The following is a 17,436-nucleotide window of genomic DNA, read 5'->3' on the forward strand; positions in this document are numbered from 1 at the left end:
AAATCAGAAAATGAAATGCAATATTCTGTAATTGAAGCATAATAAGTGATAGGGAAAATAATAATGTTTATGGAAATTGGTCAGTACCTTAATCAGCGCCTGCAAGAACTAGGAATTCAGCATATTTTTGGTGTGCCAGGTGACTTTAATCTCTCCTATTTAGAACAGATCGAAATTGATCCAAAACTGGAATTTATCGGTAACTGTAATGAGCTAAATGCAGCTTATGCAGCAGATGGTTATGCACGTCTGCATGGTGTCGGTGCTTTGCTCACTACTTATGGTGTGGGTGACCTGAGCGCGATTAACGGCATTGCAGGTGCATATGCCGAGCAGGTTGCCATGGTGCATATTTCCGGTATTCCGCCTTTACATGCCGTAGAACAGGGTGCTTTGTTACACCATACTCTGATCGATGGCGATTATGACAATATCATGAACTGCATGCGCGAATTTACCGTAGCACAGACACGTTTGACTCCAGCCAATGCAGTGAGTGAAATTGACCGGGTATTGAAGCAATGTATATTGATGCGTCGACCGGTTCATATTCAGCTTCCATCGGATATTACCCATCTTCAGATTAAAGTACCTAAGCAGCCTCTGGATCTGAGCCGTCCACAGAGTGATCCAAAACTTCTGCAAGAAACTGCGGCACGGATAGCCAAACGCATCAAACAGGCACGTCAGCCAGTCCTGCTCATTGACAATGAAGCAGAAATTTTCCAGCTTACCGATATGCTGCAAAATTGGGCTGAGCGCATGCAGATTCCCTATACCTGTCTGTCTACTGCCAAAAATATCATGAATGAAAGTCACCCCTTATATGCGGGCGTTTATGCAGGTGCAGCAAGCGCAGCATCGACTTATCAGTTGGTAGAGCAGTCAGATTGCCTGATTGCCATTGGGCCACGTTTTACCGATGTTGCCACAGCATTTTTCTCACATCGTGTATCCGCACAAAATATGCTGTATCTGGCGGATTCCTGTCTTTGCTTGGATGGGCAGATGATCAGTGGACTGGATTTAGTTCAATTGATCCAAGCCATCTCAAAACAGACTTTAGATGATCAACCACGTACTTTTAATCCTGCACCGAAACCATCGTTACAAACTCAACAGATCGAAGAAAATACTGCGCTTAGCCAAACTGCACTCTGGCAGCAAATTTCTGAGTTCTTACAGGAAGATGATGTGATTGTGGCAGAAGTGGGCACTGCCAATGCAGGTTTATCAGGATTGACTTTACCTGTGACTGCTAAGTATCTGGTTCAACCGATCTGGGGCTCGATTGGTTATACCTTGCCTGCCTTGCTTGGTAGTATGCTTGCTGCACCAAAGCGCCGTCATCTGTTATTTATTGGAGATGGTTCGATTCAGCTAACCATTCAGGAGCTTTCTACCTTATTAAGAGAAGGCTTAAAACCCGTCATTTTTATTTTAAATAATGGCGGCTATACCATTGAACGTTTGATTATGGGTGAAAATGCCAAGTACAACGATGTTCAGAACTGGCAATACAGCCAGTTTGCCCAAGTCTTTTCTGCAGATACCCCGCATCAGGCTCATATAGTCAAAACCCCGGCAGAATTAAAGCGTACACTCGCACAGGTTCATCAGGCTGAGGAATTATGTCTGATTGAACTGCAACTCCCACGTATGGATGCGCCACAACGCTTAAAACAGTTTGCTGAAGTCGTGGCACGCTATGACTATGGTGAATATGGTTATAAGCAGCTGGTTGAGCAGAATACACCTCCCTACAAAAAGGCAATCTAGCAAAATGTAGAAATTAAAAAAATTGTTCACAAGGAGTGACAATATGGATGTTGAAGATCATCAATTAAAAAAACAGCTTTCCAACCGGCATATCCAGCTAATCGCCTTAGGCGGAGCGATCGGTACAGGATTATTTTTAGGTTTATCACATACGATTCAGCTGGCAGGTCCATCAGTACTTTTAGGCTATGCCATTGCTGGCATCATTGCATTTCTGATCATGCGCCAATTGGGTGAGATGGTGGTGCATGAACCGGTTAGTGGTTCATTCAGTTATTTTGCCAATAAATACTGGGGCAAAAAAGCAGGCTTTATTTCAGGCTGGAACTATTGGGTGCTCTATGTATTAGTCAGTATGGCTGAGTTGAGTGCAATTGGTACTTTCGTTCAGTTCTGGTGGCCGGAGATTCCGATCTGGCTCACGGCACTGGCATTCTTCCTGCTCATGAATGGTATTAATCTGGTCAATGTCAAATTCTTCGGTGAGAGTGAATTTATATTTTCCATGGTCAAGATTATTGCCATTTTAAGCATGATCGGATTCGGGATCTATCTGCTGTTTAGCGGTTCTGCAGGAAGTCAGGCCAGTGTGACAAATTTGTGGCAGCATGGCGGATTTTTCCCTGAGGGCTGGTCAGGTTTTATGATGGCACTTGCCGTGATTATGTTTGCATTTGGTGGGCTGGAGCTGATTGGTATTGCCGCCAGTGAAACCAAAAATCCAGAAAAGACCATTCCAAAAGCAGTGAATCAGATTGTCTACCGTGTACTGATTTTCTATATTGGTGCCATTGGCGTGTTGCTATGTCTGTATCCATGGAATCTGGTGGCGCAGGGCGGTAGTCCGTTCGTAATGATTTTCCAGTCATTGAACAGTCATGGTGTGGCGAATGTTCTTAATTTTGTAGTTCTGGTTGCTGCACTTTCGGTCTATAACAGCTGTATTTATTGTAATACCCGCATGTTGTTGGGTCTGGCTCAACAGGGTAATGCACCGGCATTTTTAAAGAAAATTAACCGCCGGGGTATCCCAGTAAATGCTGTTCTATTCTCGGCAGCAGTCTCCGGTATCTGTGTATTAATGAATTACCTCATGCCGGGTGAAGCTTTCGGCATTCTGATGCTACTGGTGGTTTCTGCTTTGGTAATTAACTGGCTGATGATTTCACTGACCCATTTGAAATTCAGAAAAGCCATGCAGGAACAGCAGCAGACGACCGCATTCCCAAGCCTGTTTGGCCGCTGGAGTAATTACCTGACAATTTCATTTATCATCATGATTTTAATGATCATGAGCTTTACCAAAGAAATGCAGATTGCCGTTGCATTGGTGCCGGTCTGGTTGCTGTTTTTGACGGTGATGTATGTGATGAAATATCGCAAGAAACCGGTACTCTTGCCTGAATCTACTGAACCCACCACTTAAATAGAAAGGCCCTGAAAAGGGTCTTTTTTCTATTATATTGTCTTGAGCAGGTAACGAATTAATTATCATAAAACCGTCATAAAGCTGTAACCCGGCTGTCATATTCTAAAATCAAAATGCGTGTATCGAAAAAGTACAAGACTTTATTAGAAAGTGGCGTACTCCAATAAATGCATCAATAAAGAGAGATGAGAATGCGCTTCAATCATATCGCAATTGCGTTGGCACTTTCAGGGGTAGCTGTTGCAACAACTGCAAATGCAGCTCGTGACACGATCCAAATTGCTGGTTCTTCTACAGTTTTGCCTTACGCGAGTATTGTTGCAGAAGAGTTTGGTAATACATTCCCACAATTTAAAGCACCTGTTGTAGGTTCTGGTGGTACTTCGGGTGGTTTGAAACAATTCTGTAATGGCGTTGGTGATAACACTATCGATATTGCTAATGCATCTCGTAAAATTAAAGACACTGAACTTGCAGCTTGTAAAAAAGCAGGTGTAAACCAAGTTCTTGAGATTAAAGTAGGTTATGACGGTATCGTGTTTGCATCAAACGCTAAAAAAGCGGCATTCAAATTACGTCCACAACATGTATTCGCTGCTTTAGCTGCTGAATTACCATCTAACGGTAAAATGGTTGCAAACCCATATACACGTTGGAACCAAATTGATCCAACACTTCCAAATGAAGCAATCACTTTAGTGATTCCTGCATCAAACCACGGTACACGTGAAGTGTTCCAAGAAAAAATGGTTGATGCTGGCTGTGAAACTTACCAAGCATTTGCGAAGTTAGATAAAGATGCACAGAAAAAGGCATGTTCTACATTCCGTAAAGATGGCCGTGTGATTGAAATTTCTGGCGACTACACTGAAACACTGGCACGTTTAAAAACATCTCCAAATGCAGTCGGTGTTTTTGGTTTAGGTTTCTATGATCAAAACCGTGACAAATTACGTGTAGCGACAGTTAACAACGTAGCTCCATCTGAGAAAACAATTCTGAATGGTTCTTACCCTGTATCACGTCCATTGTTCTTCTACGTGAAAGGTGAACATCTTAAATCAATCAAAGGCTTGAAAGAATTTACAGAATTCTTTGTAAGCAAAAAAGTATCTGGTAAAGGTTCTAAGCTTGAAAAAGCTGGTCTGATTTCAATGTCTGACAAAGAACGTGCTGCGGTACTAGCAAACTTCAAAGCGGGTAAAGCTGTTAAATAAAAGTATGGAAATAGCCAATGGCAGGGTCGACCTGCCTTTGGTTTTTTGCAAAGAAACCGTTTTTTCAAAGTGTGTAATTGAAGAAACAGTGGAGATTACATGAATCTGCTCCTCATTGGTGTGTTACTGGCGATTATTGCCATTGCCTATCAAGTTGGCTTAACCAAGAGCCGTAAACTTGCAGGTAAAGGGAATAACTCAGCGATGCTGCATTCTCGACCGGGTTACTATGGTGCATTGGTCGCGTTGTGGTGTGGTATCCCAGCATTTTTAATTCTGATTGTTTGGAATTTAGTTGAACCAAGTATTTTTCAACAAGTCATTTTAAATCATGTGCCTGAACAAATTCGTGCGACGCTAGATCCGGCGAGTACAAGCGTGATGGTTGAGCGTGTACAAGCATTGGCTTCGGGTTTTGGGGTGAGCGATACACCAGCTGCTTATGAACTTGCAGCAGCAGAACAGTTAAAGAAAATTGAGAACATTGGTTCATTCGCGAAATTAGCAGTTGTTGTAAGTGCGGCATTGATTGGTTTAGTGATGGCTAAACGTCGCATTGCAGAAAAATATCGTGCACGAAATCAAGTTGAAAAAGTCTTAAATGTAGCATTGGCACTATGTTCAGGCGTGGCGATTTTGACCACTGTCGGTATTGTCATGTCGATGTTTAGTGAAGCAATGCGCTTCTTTAGTTTTGTTAATCCTCTCGACTTCTTCTTTGGTACTGAATGGAACCCAGGTTTTAGTACTTCGGGAAGTGCAGAAGGCAGTTACGGCTTGTTACCTTTATTGTGGGGTACGCTCATGGTGAGTGGTATCGCATTATTGGTAGCTGTTCCTGTTGGTTTAATGATTGCGATCTATCTTGCTGAATATGCAAAACCAAGTTTTCGTTCATGGGCAAAACCTGCGATTGAAGTATTGGCAGGTATTCCAACCATTGTTTATGGTGTCTTTGCTTTAATGGTCATTGGTCCATTTGCTAAAGATTTAGGCGCAATGATTGGGCTCGAAATTAATGCGACAAGTGCCTTAACCGCTGGTTTTGTCATGGGCATTATGATTATTCCATTTGTCTCTTCATTATCAGATGACATCATTACTCAAGTGCCACGAGCACTACGTGATGGTTCACTCGGATTAGGTGCGACAAAATCTGAAACGATTCGCCAAGTGGTTATTCCAGCAGCATTGCCAGGTATTATCGGTGCGTTCTTGCTTGCAGCATCACGTGCCATTGGTGAAACCATGATTGTGGTACTAGCCGCTGGTAATAGTCCGCTGTTACATATCAATCCACTCGAAGCGGTTTCGACAGTCACAATTACCATTGTGAATCAATTAACAGGTGATACAGATTTTGCGAGTCCTCAGGCCTTGGTTGCTTTTGCATTGGGCTTAACGCTGTTTGTAATTACTTTAGGTCTGAATATTGTTGCGCTGTACATCGTGCGTAAATACCGTGAGCAATACGAATGAGTACGATTAATACATCAAATATGGATCAAACATTCGATCCGCAAGCTGCTGCTGAGCAGCGTGAAAAGCGTAAAAAAATCATCGAAAGCTCATTGGCAAAGCGTCACCGTAAAGAAAAGACATTTCGTATGTTTGGCTTCGGTGCGGTCATTACAGGTTTATTATTTGTTGCTTTGCTATTTGGCAGTATCTTGGCAAAAGGCTTACCTGCATTTTGGCAAAGTAGCATGACTGTGCCAGTGTTTTTTGATCCAGCAATTATTCAAGTCGGTCCTAAACCGGTTCAAAAAGGAGGTGAGTCACCTGCACAGTTTGAAGAGCGTTTTATCGCTTGGCAAACTGAAATGGGTATGGTGGATTGGGATGCGCTCATTGTTAATGGCATTGTTAAAAAAGCACCTGAAATTGCAAATCAAAGTGATGAGTTGAATAGTATTTACACCAGTTCCGAAGCTTATCGCTTACGTGATATGGTGATGAAAGATCCGTCACTGATTGGTAAAACGCAGGACTTCAGAATTTTAGCTGATGCGAATGTCGATGTATGGTTAGCAGGTAATATTGACCGTAGTCTTCCAGATGAACAGCAACAGCTGAGCCCTGAAGTACGTCAGTTGGCCGATCAGTTAAAAGCCGATGGTGTAATCACGAATAGCTTCAATACAGAAATCTTTAAAAATCCAGATTCACGTAGTTCACCAGCAACTTCTGGCTTAGCAGGCGCATTTATGGGCTCGCTATTTATGATGCTGATTGTGATTGTGTTGTCTATTCCAATTGGTGTGGCATCTGCTATTTACCTTGAAGAATTTGCACCGAAAAACTGGATTACTGACATTATTGAAGTCAACATCAATAACCTTGCAGCAGTACCATCGATCGTATTTGGTTTGTTGGGTGCAGCAATCTTTATTGGTTGGATGCATATGCCACTTTCTGCACCTGTTGTGGGTGGTTTGGTCTTAAGTTTAATGACACTACCAACCGTAATTATTACAACGCGTGCATCTTTAAAAGCCGTTCCACCTTCGATTCGCCAAGCCGCTTTAGGCTTAGGTGCATCACGCTTACAAACAGTTTTCCACCATGTATTGCCATTGGCTTTGCCGGGTATTTTAACGGGCGGTATTATTGGTGTTGCCCAAGCTTTAGGTGAAACAGCACCACTATTACTCATTGGTATGAGCGCCTTCGTTGCAAACGTACCTGCTACGCCACTTGATCAATCGACTGCTTTACCTGTTCAGATTTTCTTATGGCAGGGGAATGAATTGCGTAACTTCTTCGAAGGACGTACCGCAGCAGCGATTATTGTACTTCTTGCACTGATGATTGGCTTAAACAGTCTAGCCATTTGGCTACGTAAGAAATTTGAAGTACGCTGGTAATTGAGAGCATTATATGAATACAGTTATTACTCTAGAACAGAATTCCTTAGAACAGGATAAGTCCGTGAATCCAGAACCAACGCAATTTACCTCTGCTCAGGGCAGTCAAAAACAGCCATCGACTTCGTTTGTGTCTCAGTTCGATACACAGACAAGTCAAAAGAAAGATGCCAAACCTACTGATGTAAAAATTAGCACACAAGATGTTCATGTTTACTACGGTGAGACTGAAGCCATTAAAGGAATTGACCTAAATATTTATGCAAATGAAGTGATTGCATTTATTGGTCCGTCTGGCTGTGGTAAGTCAACATTCTTACGTACCTTAAACCGTATGAATGACACCATTGATAGCTGCCGTGTAACAGGTAAAGTGATGATGGATAATCAAGATATCTATGATCCAAATCTAGATGTGGTGTTACTACGTGCACAAGTTGGTATGGTTTTCCAAAAGCCAAACCCATTTCCAAAGTCAATTTTTGATAATGTCGCTTATGGACCAAAATTGCATGGTCTGGCACGGGATAAATATGATCTGGAAGAAATCGTAGAAAACAGCTTGCGTAAGGCAGGGCTGTGGGATGAAGTCAAAGACCGTTTAAATCAGCCGGGTACAGGGTTGTCGGGCGGACAGCAACAGCGTTTATGTATTGCACGGACGATTGCCGTTTCTCCTGAAGTGATTCTGATGGATGAACCTTGTTCAGCACTCGATCCGATTGCAACAGCTAAAGTTGAAGAACTGATCTCTGAACTTTCAACCCAATACACCATTGCTATTGTGACTCACTCCATGCAGCAGGCAGCGCGAGTCTCTGATCGGACTGCTTATTTCCATTTAGGTGATCTGATTGAAGTCAACTCGACCGAGAAAGTCTTTACTCAGCCTGACCATCAGCTTACAGAAGCCTATATTACCGGGCGTTTTGGTTAAGAAGTTTTATCTCAAGAAAGAAGGGCTAAAAAGCTCTTTTTTTATATCCAAAAGTAACGAAAGAATAAGATATATCAATTTAATCAGTGAAATGTGGAAAAATAAACCGAATCCTATTGTGCCCGAAATTCTTATAGAATATGCCGTCTTTGACATGGCAGAGCTGTCAAAAGATAGATGTTAAGAAAAGGTTGCATCCGCTATGGAAACACTCAAAACGATGTCAGTTTTTCTGATGCTGCTGATCGCATTAAGTTTAAGCATCGGTGGTCTGTGGCATCAATTACAAGGCGGCAGAATGTTTTATATACTGATTGGATTGCTGTATGGACTCAGTTTGAATTTCTATTTCAAAAAGCAGGAAAAAGCCTTATATACGAATTCTGCTATATTGCTAGGAGTTATTGTCTGGGCAGGTTATCAACATGGTATTAATTTTCTATAGTGCGAATTATTTTTGCCTTACTAAGACCATATGGATACTGCTCAGTTTCAGCAATTAAACAACAATATTCTATTGAAAAAAATTCATTTGACCTTATCTTAAATTGAAACCTATATAAATAATTGAGACCCGATTTTTATGTTATTTCATACCCCCAAATTACCCGCTGAAATCCGTATTAGTCATTTGAATGCGCGCATTAATGAGCAACGAAAAAAAATAGCGCAAACAACGTCGTCTAAACTGGAACTTTTGCAATTGAGCCAGCAATTGTCAAAAGAAGCGCGTGCGCGTAAGAAAACTAACCAGAAAATCTATGTACTCGATTTTAAAGGTGATATGGCTGCGTCAGCAGTAGAAAGCTTGCGTGAAGAAATTACCCTGATTCTATCTACAGCCAAAGCTGGTCGTGATCGTGTCATTGTACGTTTAGAAAGTCCGGGTGGTATGGTACATGGTTATGGTCTTGCAGCTGCGCAGCTGGTGCGCTTACGTGAAGCGGGTTTTCATGTGACCATCTGTGTCGATAAAGTTGCAGCCAGTGGCGGTTATATGATGGCGTGTATTGCAAATGAAGTGCTTTCTGCACCGTTTGCGATTGTGGGTTCAATTGGGGTAGTGGCACAGGTGCCAAACTTTAACCGTCTACTGAAAGAAAACAAGATCGATTTTGAACTTTATACTGCGGGTCAATATAAACGTACGGTGACCATGTTTGGTGAAAATACCGAAGAGGGCAAAGCCAAGTTTGAAGAAGAATTGCAACAGACACATGCCTTATTTAAACACTTCGTGGAAAAATATCGTCCACAGTTAAATGTTGAAAAAGTGGCAACGGGTGAACACTGGTATGGTCAGGATGCCCTAGACCTGAATCTGGTAGATAAACTGCAAACTTCTGATGAATATCTGCTAGGTCTTTTACCGCAACATGATGTGTATTTAATCCAGACCCGTAAAAAACCAACGCTGGGCGAAAAACTAGGTTTGCAAGCAGCACAAATCGCAGATTCTTTTATCCCCGCGGTGATGGATAAAGTGGTAGATACGCTAACCAAAGCCAATTCAAATCTGGTTCAGATGCGTGATCCGAAACTTTAATTTATTGCTCTAAAAATGATATGGAAAGCTCACTTGGTGGGCTTTTTTATTTTTGAAATCAAATCATTATGATATAAGTGAAGTACTTTGGTTGAGTCTAGGCTCATATGCTCACGTTTATTTTATTATTGGGATTCTTTAACATCGTGTTTATTCCGATGTTATGTATGCTCTATGCTGAAGCCAAACTCATAAATAATGATTCGAAGAAGATTCTGTTTTGGCTGAGCTTTCTACCTGGTGCATGTATTTTTCTATTATATGGTGTTTTAAAGCCAAATAATCCACCCGTTACTTCATCGAAAGAATGTGGTGTGGTGCAGTCTTATCAGGTATATAAAACTCGAGGTGGAACTCAGCATGAAAGCGTGATCATTCGCTTCAATGGTGCCAAGTATAGTCGTTATTTATATTTCGATCAGCATTTTGAGAAAATGCCGAAAGGGCAAAGGGTCTGTTTTGAGTATTTAGATAAGTTTAAATACCCACACTTGTCAAAATCTAAGTTTGTTAAATGGATTGACCCCACTGAAATGCCGACCAGCACTGAGGTAAATCATATAAAATAAAGCATATTTTACTGTTAGAGCAGAAACATGGCTGTCGCTGAAGCATATCTTGCAACGCAAAATTGTTATTTTAATTACGAGTTTGAAGAATTGAATTTAGAGGATTTTCCTGAGGAGTTATCTGTGTCACTGCGTGGCATGATGTTCCGCCATGAGATTCAATATCCTGATGCCACCTATTTTATTTATTACAGCGAGATATTGACGGGTCATGAATTGCAAAAAATGAAAGATGATTGGATGCGATATTGCCCACTTCCATAATTGAAAAATATGCAGCTCATTAAATTTGTGATGACACACTTTAATTCAATGAGATGCTGAGTTTAAGAGCTTGCTTCTATGGGCTTTTTTTGTAATAGCATGATACTCCCCGTAAATATAGCGCCAATGGTTGCCAGCAAAATATCTTTATGTGCATCCCACATATCACCTTGTTGTCCATTATAGTTTTCAGCTTCCTCAGGAGATAGACCAATGGCAATCAGCCATTCCAGCCATTCATAGAGCATGCTGCTGGCCACCACAAACTGAATCACCAGCAGGAAAATGACCACAGGTTTCTGCTGCGGCAGCCAGACCTGAAACAACCGGTAAAATACCGGGTAGAGTAAAAGACCAAAAGCCAGGTGCACAAAACGGTCAAACATGTTGCGTGACCAGCCCATGGCAGCATTCAGGTCAAAGCCAAAGAGTGTCTGAGTCCATTCATTATAAGGTACATAAGAATACAGATAATGTGCAGCAACCACATGAATCAGCAGAAAAGCCAGATAAAGGTTGAAACTGAAGAAGCTCAATCCGATTTTATACAGGCACAAGATCAACATAACGATCATAAAAACCGTACCTGTTTGATGGAGCAGATAAGATTCCATTTCTAAAGGTTGAATACTGGCAAAGATAATCGCAATTGCCAAAATCCCTAAACTAACAAAATGTTTGCTGCTTAATCGATGATCCATCATCTATTTCTATATCATTTTTCTTAAAGTTAGACATGATTATAAATAAAAAAGCGAAGCCGGAGCTTCGCTTTTGGTCTTAATTGTCTAAATTAGATTTTAGCGATTAAGTCTTTAATTTGTTTTGCTTGTTCAGATGCATTACCTGTATATGTTGCAGGTGTCATTTCAGCCAAACGAGCACGATCCGCTGCAGGAACAGCTTCTAATTCGTTACCGTTTACGAAATCAACCATCATGTCGCGAGTCATGGCTTGACCACGAGTCAGTGCTTTTAATTTTTCATATGGTTTTTCAACATTATAACGACGCATAACCGTTTGAATTGGTTCAGCCAAGACTTCTTGAGCATTGTCTAAGTCTTCATCAATACGTGCAGCATTCAGTTCAAGTTTACCCACGCCTTTTAAGCAAGCTTCAAACGCGATCAAGCTTTGCGCAAAACCTACACCCATGTTACGAAGAACAGTTGAGTCAGTCAGGTCACGCTGCCAGCGAGAAATAGGCAGTTTTTCACCTAGATGCGCAAGAACTGCATTGGCAATACCCAAGTTACCTTCTGAGTTTTCGAAATCAATCGGGTTAACTTTGTGCGGCATGGTTGAAGAACCCACTTCGCCTTCTTTCAATTTTTGTTTGAAGAAACCAAGTGAGATATAACCCCAAACGTCACGGTTGAAATCGATCAGGATAGTATTGAAACGACGCAGCGCATCAAACAGTTCCGCCATGTAGTCATGTGGCTCGATCTGGGTGGTGTACGGGTTAAAAGTCAAACCTAAAGATTCAACAAATGCTTGTGAATGCGCAGGCCAGTTGATGTCTGGGTAAGCTGAAAGATGCGCGTTGTAATTACCCACTGCGCCATTGATTTTGCCCAGTAGCTCAACTTGCTTGAACTGTTTGATTTGACGGGCAAGACGGTAAGCCACGTTCGCCATTTCTTTACCCAAAGTTGTTGGGCTCGCTGTTTGACCATGTGTACGAGACAACATTGGTTGGTCAGCATGTTTCTCAGCCAATGCAACAATTGAATCAATGATTTGTTGCATAGACTCAACCAGTACATCACGACCGCTTTTCAGCATTAATGCATGAGACAGGTTATTGATGTCTTCAGAAGTACATGCAAAGTGAATGAATTCGCCTGCATTTTTCAGTTCTTCAATGCCTGCAATTTTTTCTTTCAGGAAATATTCAACCGCTTTCACGTCGTGGTTCGTAGTACGTTCGATCTCTTTAATGCGGTTGGCATCTTCTTCAGAGAAGCTGGCAACAATCGCATCAAGTGCAGCATTGGTTTCAGATGAGAACGCTGGCACTTCAGTGATTTCAGGACGGTTGGCAAGCGCTTGTAACCAACGCACTTCAACAGTCACACGAGCATGGATCAGACCAAACTCAGAAAGAAAAGGGCGCAGCGCATCACATTTGCTAGCGTAGCGTCCATCTAATGGAGAAAGTGCAGTTAAAGCGTTCATATCGATTCCCTAAATTTTGGAATTAAACGAAAAACGGTGCGCGTACAACAACATGGTTTAGATCACCTGAAACTGTAAGCGCGCGAGATTTTGGATATCCTGTAGCAACTTGCGCTTGCCAAAAATCATGCCCCATGAACTGCCGCCAAGCTGACGCCATAAGTGCGCCATTTGCAGTCCAGTAAAGAGTGAAGCACGGATGCGGTTGGTATGACCGGAATCTTTAAAGGCTTCAGCATTGCCACGCACCATGATCCGCGGATTGATCTGGCCGGCGGTATCGACATAGGTCTGAGCGAGATTGGCAATGATGCTGGGGTGCATGTAATTGTTATCGAAGAAGGAGAGCTGTCTGAGGATTTTTTGCTGGGATTGTTCGATGATTTCAACAAACTTGGTATTGCTATAGACCTTCTTTTCTAACTGAAGAAGTGCCATGGCATAGGACATTGGAAGCTTGGTCGATGAAAGTTTTGGAAGTCTGGATTTTGGGGAAGTATTAAAAGGTTGGGTAATGCTGCTTTCCAGGGTTTTTAAACCGAGGGAAATATCGGCCAGCTGATTAAAGAAGTCTAAGGTCTGGGCATTTAACTTGCCACTTGGACGGATATTTAAACTGGCTTTAATCAACTGTTCAAAATAGAAATTACCGCTTTCACCAATGCTTTGCTGTCCCGTCAATGCAGTCATATGCGTCAGCTGGGTGGCCTGAAAAACCCCCGCTAGCGCCAACGCACGATTTTGACGAACATTCAACGTTGTGGCTTGTTGAAACGGTAACTCCGTCATACCGAAATCATCCTTTAATAAAATCAGGTTTAGGCGCATTGGTATGATGAATCACGCCACCACCTAAACAAACTTCACCTGAGTAGAATACAACGCTTTGACCCGGGGTCACTGCACGTTGCGACTCATCAAATTCAACACGAACACCATTTGGTGTTTCTGGATCCTTGAAAATAGTACACGCTTGGTCAGGCTGACGGTAGCGGGTTTTTGCCGTACAGCGGAAACCTGTTTCAGGAATATCCTGTTCACCGGCTACCCAGTCAATCGCTTCAGACCACAATATGGTACTGTGCATCAGTGGATGTTCATGACCTTGACCCACCACCAGACGGTTACCTTCAATATCTTTATGCAGTACAAACCAGGCACCCTCTTCCGCGCCTTTCATACCGCCAATACCGATCCCGCCACGTTGGCCGAGCGTATAGTACATTAAGCCGTGATGATCACCAACCTCTTTGCTATCTTCCAGCACGATTTTTCCAGGTTGCGCCGGCAAATATTGCTTTAAGAAGTCATTGAAGCGACGTTCACCAATAAAACAGATACCCGTAGAATCTTTTTTCTTCGCTGTTGCCAGACCTAATTCTTCTGCAATTTTACGGACTTGCGGTTTTTCAATTTCGCCGACAGGGAACAGGGTCTTATTAATTTCACGACCATGGACCGCATGCAGGAAGTAAGTCTGGTCTTTATTATTGTCATAACCACGCAGTAATTGGGCATATTGCTCACCGCGCGAATTGGTCATGGTTTTGCCGCGACGACAGTAGTGACCAGTCGCGATAAAGTCAGCGCCCAGATTGATCGCATGATCCAGGAAGGCTCGGAATTTGATTTCTTTATTACACAAAATATCCGGGTTTGGGGTACGGCCAGCAGTATATTCAGCCAGAAAATGCTCGAACACGCGATCCCAGTATTCCATCGCGAAGTTGGCGGTATGCAGTTTGATCCCGATCTTGTCGCAAACGGCTTGTGCATCGGCAAGATCTTCCATTGCCGTACAGTATTCTGTGCCGTCATCTTCTTCCCAGTTTTTCATGAAAAGACCTTCAACCTGATAACCCTGTTGAAGGAGGAGAGCTGCAGACACAGATGAATCTACACCACCAGACATACCGACGATGACACGTTGTTGCATAGGATTAGGCATCCAAATTTAAAATTAAGGGAGAATTTTGGTGCTCGTAAATGAGCGATAAAGGATAGTGTTTGCCAGCTTGGGCATCCTGCACGGCTTTAATCACCAATGGGCTGCGAGCACGTGCGGTTTCAACCAGTTCATCCAGCGTCATCCAGACTGCACCGACAATACCGGTATCCAGTTCAGCATTTTCATCATGGCTGACGGCTTCTGCTCTCAGGCAGAAACGGAAATAGGTACGATCCGGGAACATCGGCGGGGTATAGGTATAGATGCCGATCAGATCAGTAACATTGACCTGATAACCGGTTTCTTCTATGGTTTCACGAATGGCTGCTTCGACAATGGTTTCACCTGCCTCCACATGGCCTGCCGGCTGATTGAATACGGTATGGATGACACCTTCAGTATGTTCTTCAACGAACAGGAATTTTCCATTTTTTTCGACGATAGTTGCGACAGTGACGTGAGCAGTCCAAGCGATCATAGAGGAGCACCATGGAATAAAAACTGTATTCTACAAAATTTAGGCGGCGGTGGCTATGTTGATACTCGGGATTTTAATTTAGATGATTAACAATAAAGGTATTTGGCGAAAAAGAAAGCGTAGAATATAATGAGTGCATAAAATACTAAAACAGCAATATTTGCATTCTACGCTTTAATATAAGAATTTGATTTAAAATAAAATTTAATAAAAATTAGCAGTATTTCATAACAATTAAAATAAATAACAGGCTTTATAGGACAGGACTCCAATGAAATTCAGAACAGACATCAATGGCCTCAGAGCAATTGCCGTGATTGCAGTCATGCTATTTCATTTTAATGCGGCATGGATGCCTGGCGGTTTTGTTGGAGTAGATGTCTTCTTTGTGATTTCAGGTTTTTTAATGACTGGAATCATATTTAAAGATTTAGAACATGAAAAATTTTCTATTCTGAAATTTTATGTGGCTCGTGCGAATCGGATTATTCCAGCTTTGGCCGTGCTGTGTCTGGTATTAATGATTTTTGGCTGGTTTTATCTGACGCCTTTTGATTACAAGTTATTGGGTAAGCATGCCGCGAGTAGCATGACTTTTTTATCCAATATCAGTTACTGGAAGGAATCCGGTTACTTTGAGGCAGGCACTCACGAAAAGTGGTTGTTACATACCTGGTCACTTTCCGTCGAATGGCAATTCTATATGATTTATCCGCTCGTTCTCATTGCCATGCGCAAGTTCATGTCTATCCAGACCATGAAATTTATGCTGCTGGCAGGAACGATTTTAGGATTCATTCTATCTGTGATCGCTACCTACAAATGGCCAAATCCCGCTTATTTCCTGTTACCTACCAGAGCCTGGGAAATGATGATCGGGGGAATTGCTTATCTTTACCCTTTGGCCTTGCAGGAAAATAAGAAAAGGTTGCTGGAAGGAACGGGATTGGCACTTATTCTGGGATCCTATTTCTTCATTTCTGCAGAAGACTTGTGGCCTGGTTATCTGGCAGTTTTTCCTGTTACCGGTACCTTCCTGATGATTCAGGCACATCGACATGACAGTGTTCTTACCAATAATATTGTATTTCAAAAGCTGGGGACTTGGTCTTATTCTATTTACCTATGGCACTGGCCTTTGGTTGTGCTGATCTATATCTACTCATTGCCTGAGTATTATGTGTATGCCGGAATAGCACTTTCTATAGGGTTAGGTTTTCTGAGCTATAAGTATATTGAGCAGATTAAATTACCTTCATATCATCAGTGGAAAGATATTTATCGTATAAAACCGCTTTATTTTTCTCTAGTGCTCATGAGCTTAGGCGTTACTTTAAATATATTTAATGGTTTTAATACAGATCTGCGCCAAGGTGCAGCCTCAGAACAGGCAAAATTTTTAGATTATTATAATGAGAAATTCAAAAATTTAAGGGATGCATACTGGCTGAAATGTGATACTTACGTGAGCCTGACTGAGCATAATAGTTATGATCCTGATCCAATCTGTATCACGAAACAAAAGGAAGGTGGGGTGTTCTTATGGGGAGATTCTCATGCTGAGGCACTTTCTTTAGGGCTGAGGACATTACTGAAATCCAATGATATCCCTTTTTATCAGAAAACCTCCTCCATTTGCCGGGCATCGCTGACCGAGATCCACTATCATAAAGGAGCTTATAAAGAGGCCTGTGACTATTCCAATAAACTGGCACTAAAGAGCATCGCAGAACTGAAACCCAAAATTGTGGTTATCACTCAAGCCCTGAAACACGACGAAACCAATTGGGAAAATATCGGGAAAAGTTTGCTTCAGCTTGGCGTATCTAATATCGTCATTGTGGGGCCAATTTCGCAATGGAAACCTTCGCTTCCTAAAGTGATGGTGAAACCGAAAAACTGGAATAGTGCTGAAGATTTTATATTTGATGCCGGACTGGATTTAAGAGCAGTTCAGGTAGACGAGAAAATGAAAAAATTACAATATCCTCAGGGAATTACCTATATATCTCTTATTGATCATCTATGTAAAAAAGATGATGTGCAGCAGCAATACAAATGTCGGATTCGGGCAGCTCAAGGAGAAGACCTACTTCAGGTGGATTATGGACACCTAAGTGAATCAGGCTCTTTATTTGTGGGGAATACCATACTGTCAAAATACTTATTAAATTTATATTCTCAGGATGTGACTACAAAACAATAAGCTTATTTCCCGTG

General features: G+C 42.0%; 16 protein-coding genes. 11 read left to right on the forward strand and 5 right to left on the reverse strand.

Features of this window, described 5'->3' with window-relative positions:
• The first annotated feature begins 63 nt into the window (after positions 1-63).
• From FOC32_RS10055 to FOC32_RS10100, 10 genes are all read left to right on the forward strand, one after another.
• The gene (locus FOC32_RS10055; RefSeq protein ID WP_175967278.1) at positions 64-1,779 is read left to right on the forward strand and encodes an alpha-keto acid decarboxylase family protein; all 1,716 of its coding nucleotides are present in this window, start codon (positions 64-66) and stop codon (positions 1,777-1,779) included.
• Between the two features lie 43 nt (positions 1,780-1,822).
• The gene (locus tag FOC32_RS10060; protein WP_175967280.1) at positions 1,823-3,205 is read left to right on the forward strand and encodes an amino acid permease; all 1,383 of its coding nucleotides are present in this window, start codon (positions 1,823-1,825) and stop codon (positions 3,203-3,205) included.
• A gap of 194 nt (positions 3,206-3,399) precedes the next feature.
• Positions 3,400-4,425, forward strand: a complete 1,026-nt coding sequence (locus FOC32_RS10065) for a substrate-binding domain-containing protein (RefSeq protein WP_005234940.1) — start codon at positions 3,400-3,402, stop codon at positions 4,423-4,425.
• Between the two features lie 99 nt (positions 4,426-4,524).
• On the forward strand, positions 4,525-5,904 hold the full coding sequence (pstC, locus tag FOC32_RS10070; RefSeq protein ID WP_005234942.1) for a phosphate ABC transporter permease subunit PstC: 1,380 nt from the start codon (positions 4,525-4,527) through the stop codon (positions 5,902-5,904).
• A complete protein-coding gene (pstA, locus tag FOC32_RS10075; RefSeq protein WP_005234946.1) occupies positions 5,901-7,292 on the forward strand; it encodes a phosphate ABC transporter permease PstA in 1,392 nt (463 codons plus the stop codon). Before pstC ends, pstA begins: the two co-directional genes overlap by 4 nt.
• A gap of 13 nt (positions 7,293-7,305) precedes the next feature.
• A complete protein-coding gene (pstB, locus tag FOC32_RS10080; protein WP_005234950.1) occupies positions 7,306-8,229 on the forward strand; it encodes a phosphate ABC transporter ATP-binding protein PstB in 924 nt (307 codons plus the stop codon).
• Between the two features lie 202 nt (positions 8,230-8,431).
• Entirely contained in the window at positions 8,432-8,674 is a 243-nt protein-coding gene (locus FOC32_RS10085; protein ID WP_034170036.1) for a hypothetical protein, read from the forward strand.
• Positions 8,675-8,812: 138 nt separating this feature from the next.
• A complete protein-coding gene (sohB, locus tag FOC32_RS10090; protein ID WP_005234956.1) occupies positions 8,813-9,775 on the forward strand; it encodes a protease SohB in 963 nt (320 codons plus the stop codon).
• A 107-nt stretch (positions 9,776-9,882) separates the two neighbouring features.
• Positions 9,883-10,344 (forward strand): hypothetical protein, encoded by a 462-nt coding sequence (locus FOC32_RS10095; protein ID WP_005234958.1) that lies wholly within the window; start codon positions 9,883-9,885, stop codon positions 10,342-10,344.
• A gap of 27 nt (positions 10,345-10,371) precedes the next feature.
• Positions 10,372-10,608 (forward strand): hypothetical protein, encoded by a 237-nt coding sequence (locus FOC32_RS10100; protein ID WP_005234962.1) that lies wholly within the window; start codon positions 10,372-10,374, stop codon positions 10,606-10,608.
• 62 nt (positions 10,609-10,670) lie between these two features.
• Here FOC32_RS10100 and FOC32_RS10105 read toward each other — a convergent pair whose 3' ends face one another.
• From FOC32_RS10105 to FOC32_RS10125, 5 genes are all read right to left on the reverse strand, one after another.
• The gene (locus FOC32_RS10105) at positions 10,671-11,312 is read right to left on the reverse strand and encodes a DUF2238 domain-containing protein (RefSeq protein WP_005234963.1); all 642 of its coding nucleotides are present in this window, start codon (positions 11,310-11,312) and stop codon (positions 10,671-10,673) included.
• A gap of 89 nt (positions 11,313-11,401) precedes the next feature.
• Positions 11,402-12,790 (reverse strand): adenylosuccinate lyase, encoded by a 1,389-nt coding sequence (gene purB / locus FOC32_RS10110; protein ID WP_034170034.1) that lies wholly within the window; start codon positions 12,788-12,790, stop codon positions 11,402-11,404.
• Positions 12,791-12,847: 57 nt separating this feature from the next.
• On the reverse strand, positions 12,848-13,579 hold the full coding sequence (gene hflD, locus FOC32_RS10115; protein ID WP_005234970.1) for a high frequency lysogenization protein HflD: 732 nt from the start codon (positions 13,577-13,579) through the stop codon (positions 12,848-12,850).
• Positions 13,580-13,586: 7 nt separating this feature from the next.
• Positions 13,587-14,726 carry a tRNA 2-thiouridine(34) synthase MnmA gene (gene mnmA / locus FOC32_RS10120; protein WP_005234972.1) on the reverse strand — a complete coding sequence of 380 codons (1,140 nt, stop codon included), beginning with the start codon at positions 14,724-14,726 and terminating at the stop codon, positions 13,587-13,589.
• 4 nt (positions 14,727-14,730) lie between these two features.
• Positions 14,731-15,216 (reverse strand): NUDIX hydrolase, encoded by a 486-nt coding sequence (locus FOC32_RS10125; RefSeq protein ID WP_034170033.1) that lies wholly within the window; start codon positions 15,214-15,216, stop codon positions 14,731-14,733.
• Positions 15,217-15,487: 271 nt separating this feature from the next.
• Here FOC32_RS10125 and FOC32_RS10130 point away from each other — a divergent pair, with 271 nt between their 5' ends.
• Positions 15,488-17,422: an acyltransferase family protein gene (locus FOC32_RS10130; RefSeq protein ID WP_175967282.1), complete on the forward strand. Its 1,935-nt coding sequence runs from the start codon at positions 15,488-15,490 to the stop codon at positions 17,420-17,422.
• The last annotated feature ends 14 nt before the right edge of the window (positions 17,423-17,436 follow it).

Origin of the sequence: Acinetobacter sp. FDAARGOS_724, from assembly GCF_013364475.1 — a bacterium.
GTDB lineage: Bacteria > Pseudomonadota > Gammaproteobacteria > Pseudomonadales > Moraxellaceae > Acinetobacter > Acinetobacter variabilis.

What these genes read in the sequence shown, in the direction of transcription:
- FOC32_RS10105 (WP_005234963.1), bottom strand. Translation starts at nt 11,312, where the DNA reads ATGATGGATCATCGATTAAGCAGCAAACATTTTGTTAGTTTAGGGATT.
- sohB (WP_005234956.1), top strand. Translation starts at nt 8,813, where the DNA reads ATGTTATTTCATACCCCCAAATTACCCGCTGAAATCCGTATTAGTCAT.
- FOC32_RS10130 (WP_175967282.1), top strand. Translation starts at nt 15,488, where the DNA reads ATGAAATTCAGAACAGACATCAATGGCCTCAGAGCAATTGCCGTGATT.
- mnmA (WP_005234972.1), bottom strand. Translation starts at nt 14,726, where the DNA reads ATGCAACAACGTGTCATCGTCGGTATGTCTGGTGGTGTAGATTCATCT.
- FOC32_RS10095 (WP_005234958.1), top strand. Translation starts at nt 9,883, where the DNA reads ATGCTCACGTTTATTTTATTATTGGGATTCTTTAACATCGTGTTTATT.
- FOC32_RS10085 (WP_034170036.1), top strand. Translation starts at nt 8,432, where the DNA reads ATGGAAACACTCAAAACGATGTCAGTTTTTCTGATGCTGCTGATCGCA.
- FOC32_RS10065 (WP_005234940.1), top strand. Translation starts at nt 3,400, where the DNA reads ATGCGCTTCAATCATATCGCAATTGCGTTGGCACTTTCAGGGGTAGCT.
- pstC (WP_005234942.1), top strand. Translation starts at nt 4,525, where the DNA reads ATGAATCTGCTCCTCATTGGTGTGTTACTGGCGATTATTGCCATTGCC.
- FOC32_RS10125 (WP_034170033.1), bottom strand. Translation starts at nt 15,216, where the DNA reads ATGATCGCTTGGACTGCTCACGTCACTGTCGCAACTATCGTCGAAAAA.
- pstB (WP_005234950.1), top strand. Translation starts at nt 7,306, where the DNA reads ATGAATACAGTTATTACTCTAGAACAGAATTCCTTAGAACAGGATAAG.
- pstA (WP_005234946.1), top strand. Translation starts at nt 5,901, where the DNA reads ATGAGTACGATTAATACATCAAATATGGATCAAACATTCGATCCGCAA.
- FOC32_RS10060 (WP_175967280.1), top strand. Translation starts at nt 1,823, where the DNA reads ATGGATGTTGAAGATCATCAATTAAAAAAACAGCTTTCCAACCGGCAT.
- purB (WP_034170034.1), bottom strand. Translation starts at nt 12,790, where the DNA reads ATGAACGCTTTAACTGCACTTTCTCCATTAGATGGACGCTACGCTAGC.
- hflD (WP_005234970.1), bottom strand. Translation starts at nt 13,579, where the DNA reads ATGACGGAGTTACCGTTTCAACAAGCCACAACGTTGAATGTTCGTCAA.
- FOC32_RS10100 (WP_005234962.1), top strand. Translation starts at nt 10,372, where the DNA reads ATGGCTGTCGCTGAAGCATATCTTGCAACGCAAAATTGTTATTTTAAT.
- FOC32_RS10055 (WP_175967278.1), top strand. Translation starts at nt 64, where the DNA reads ATGTTTATGGAAATTGGTCAGTACCTTAATCAGCGCCTGCAAGAACTA.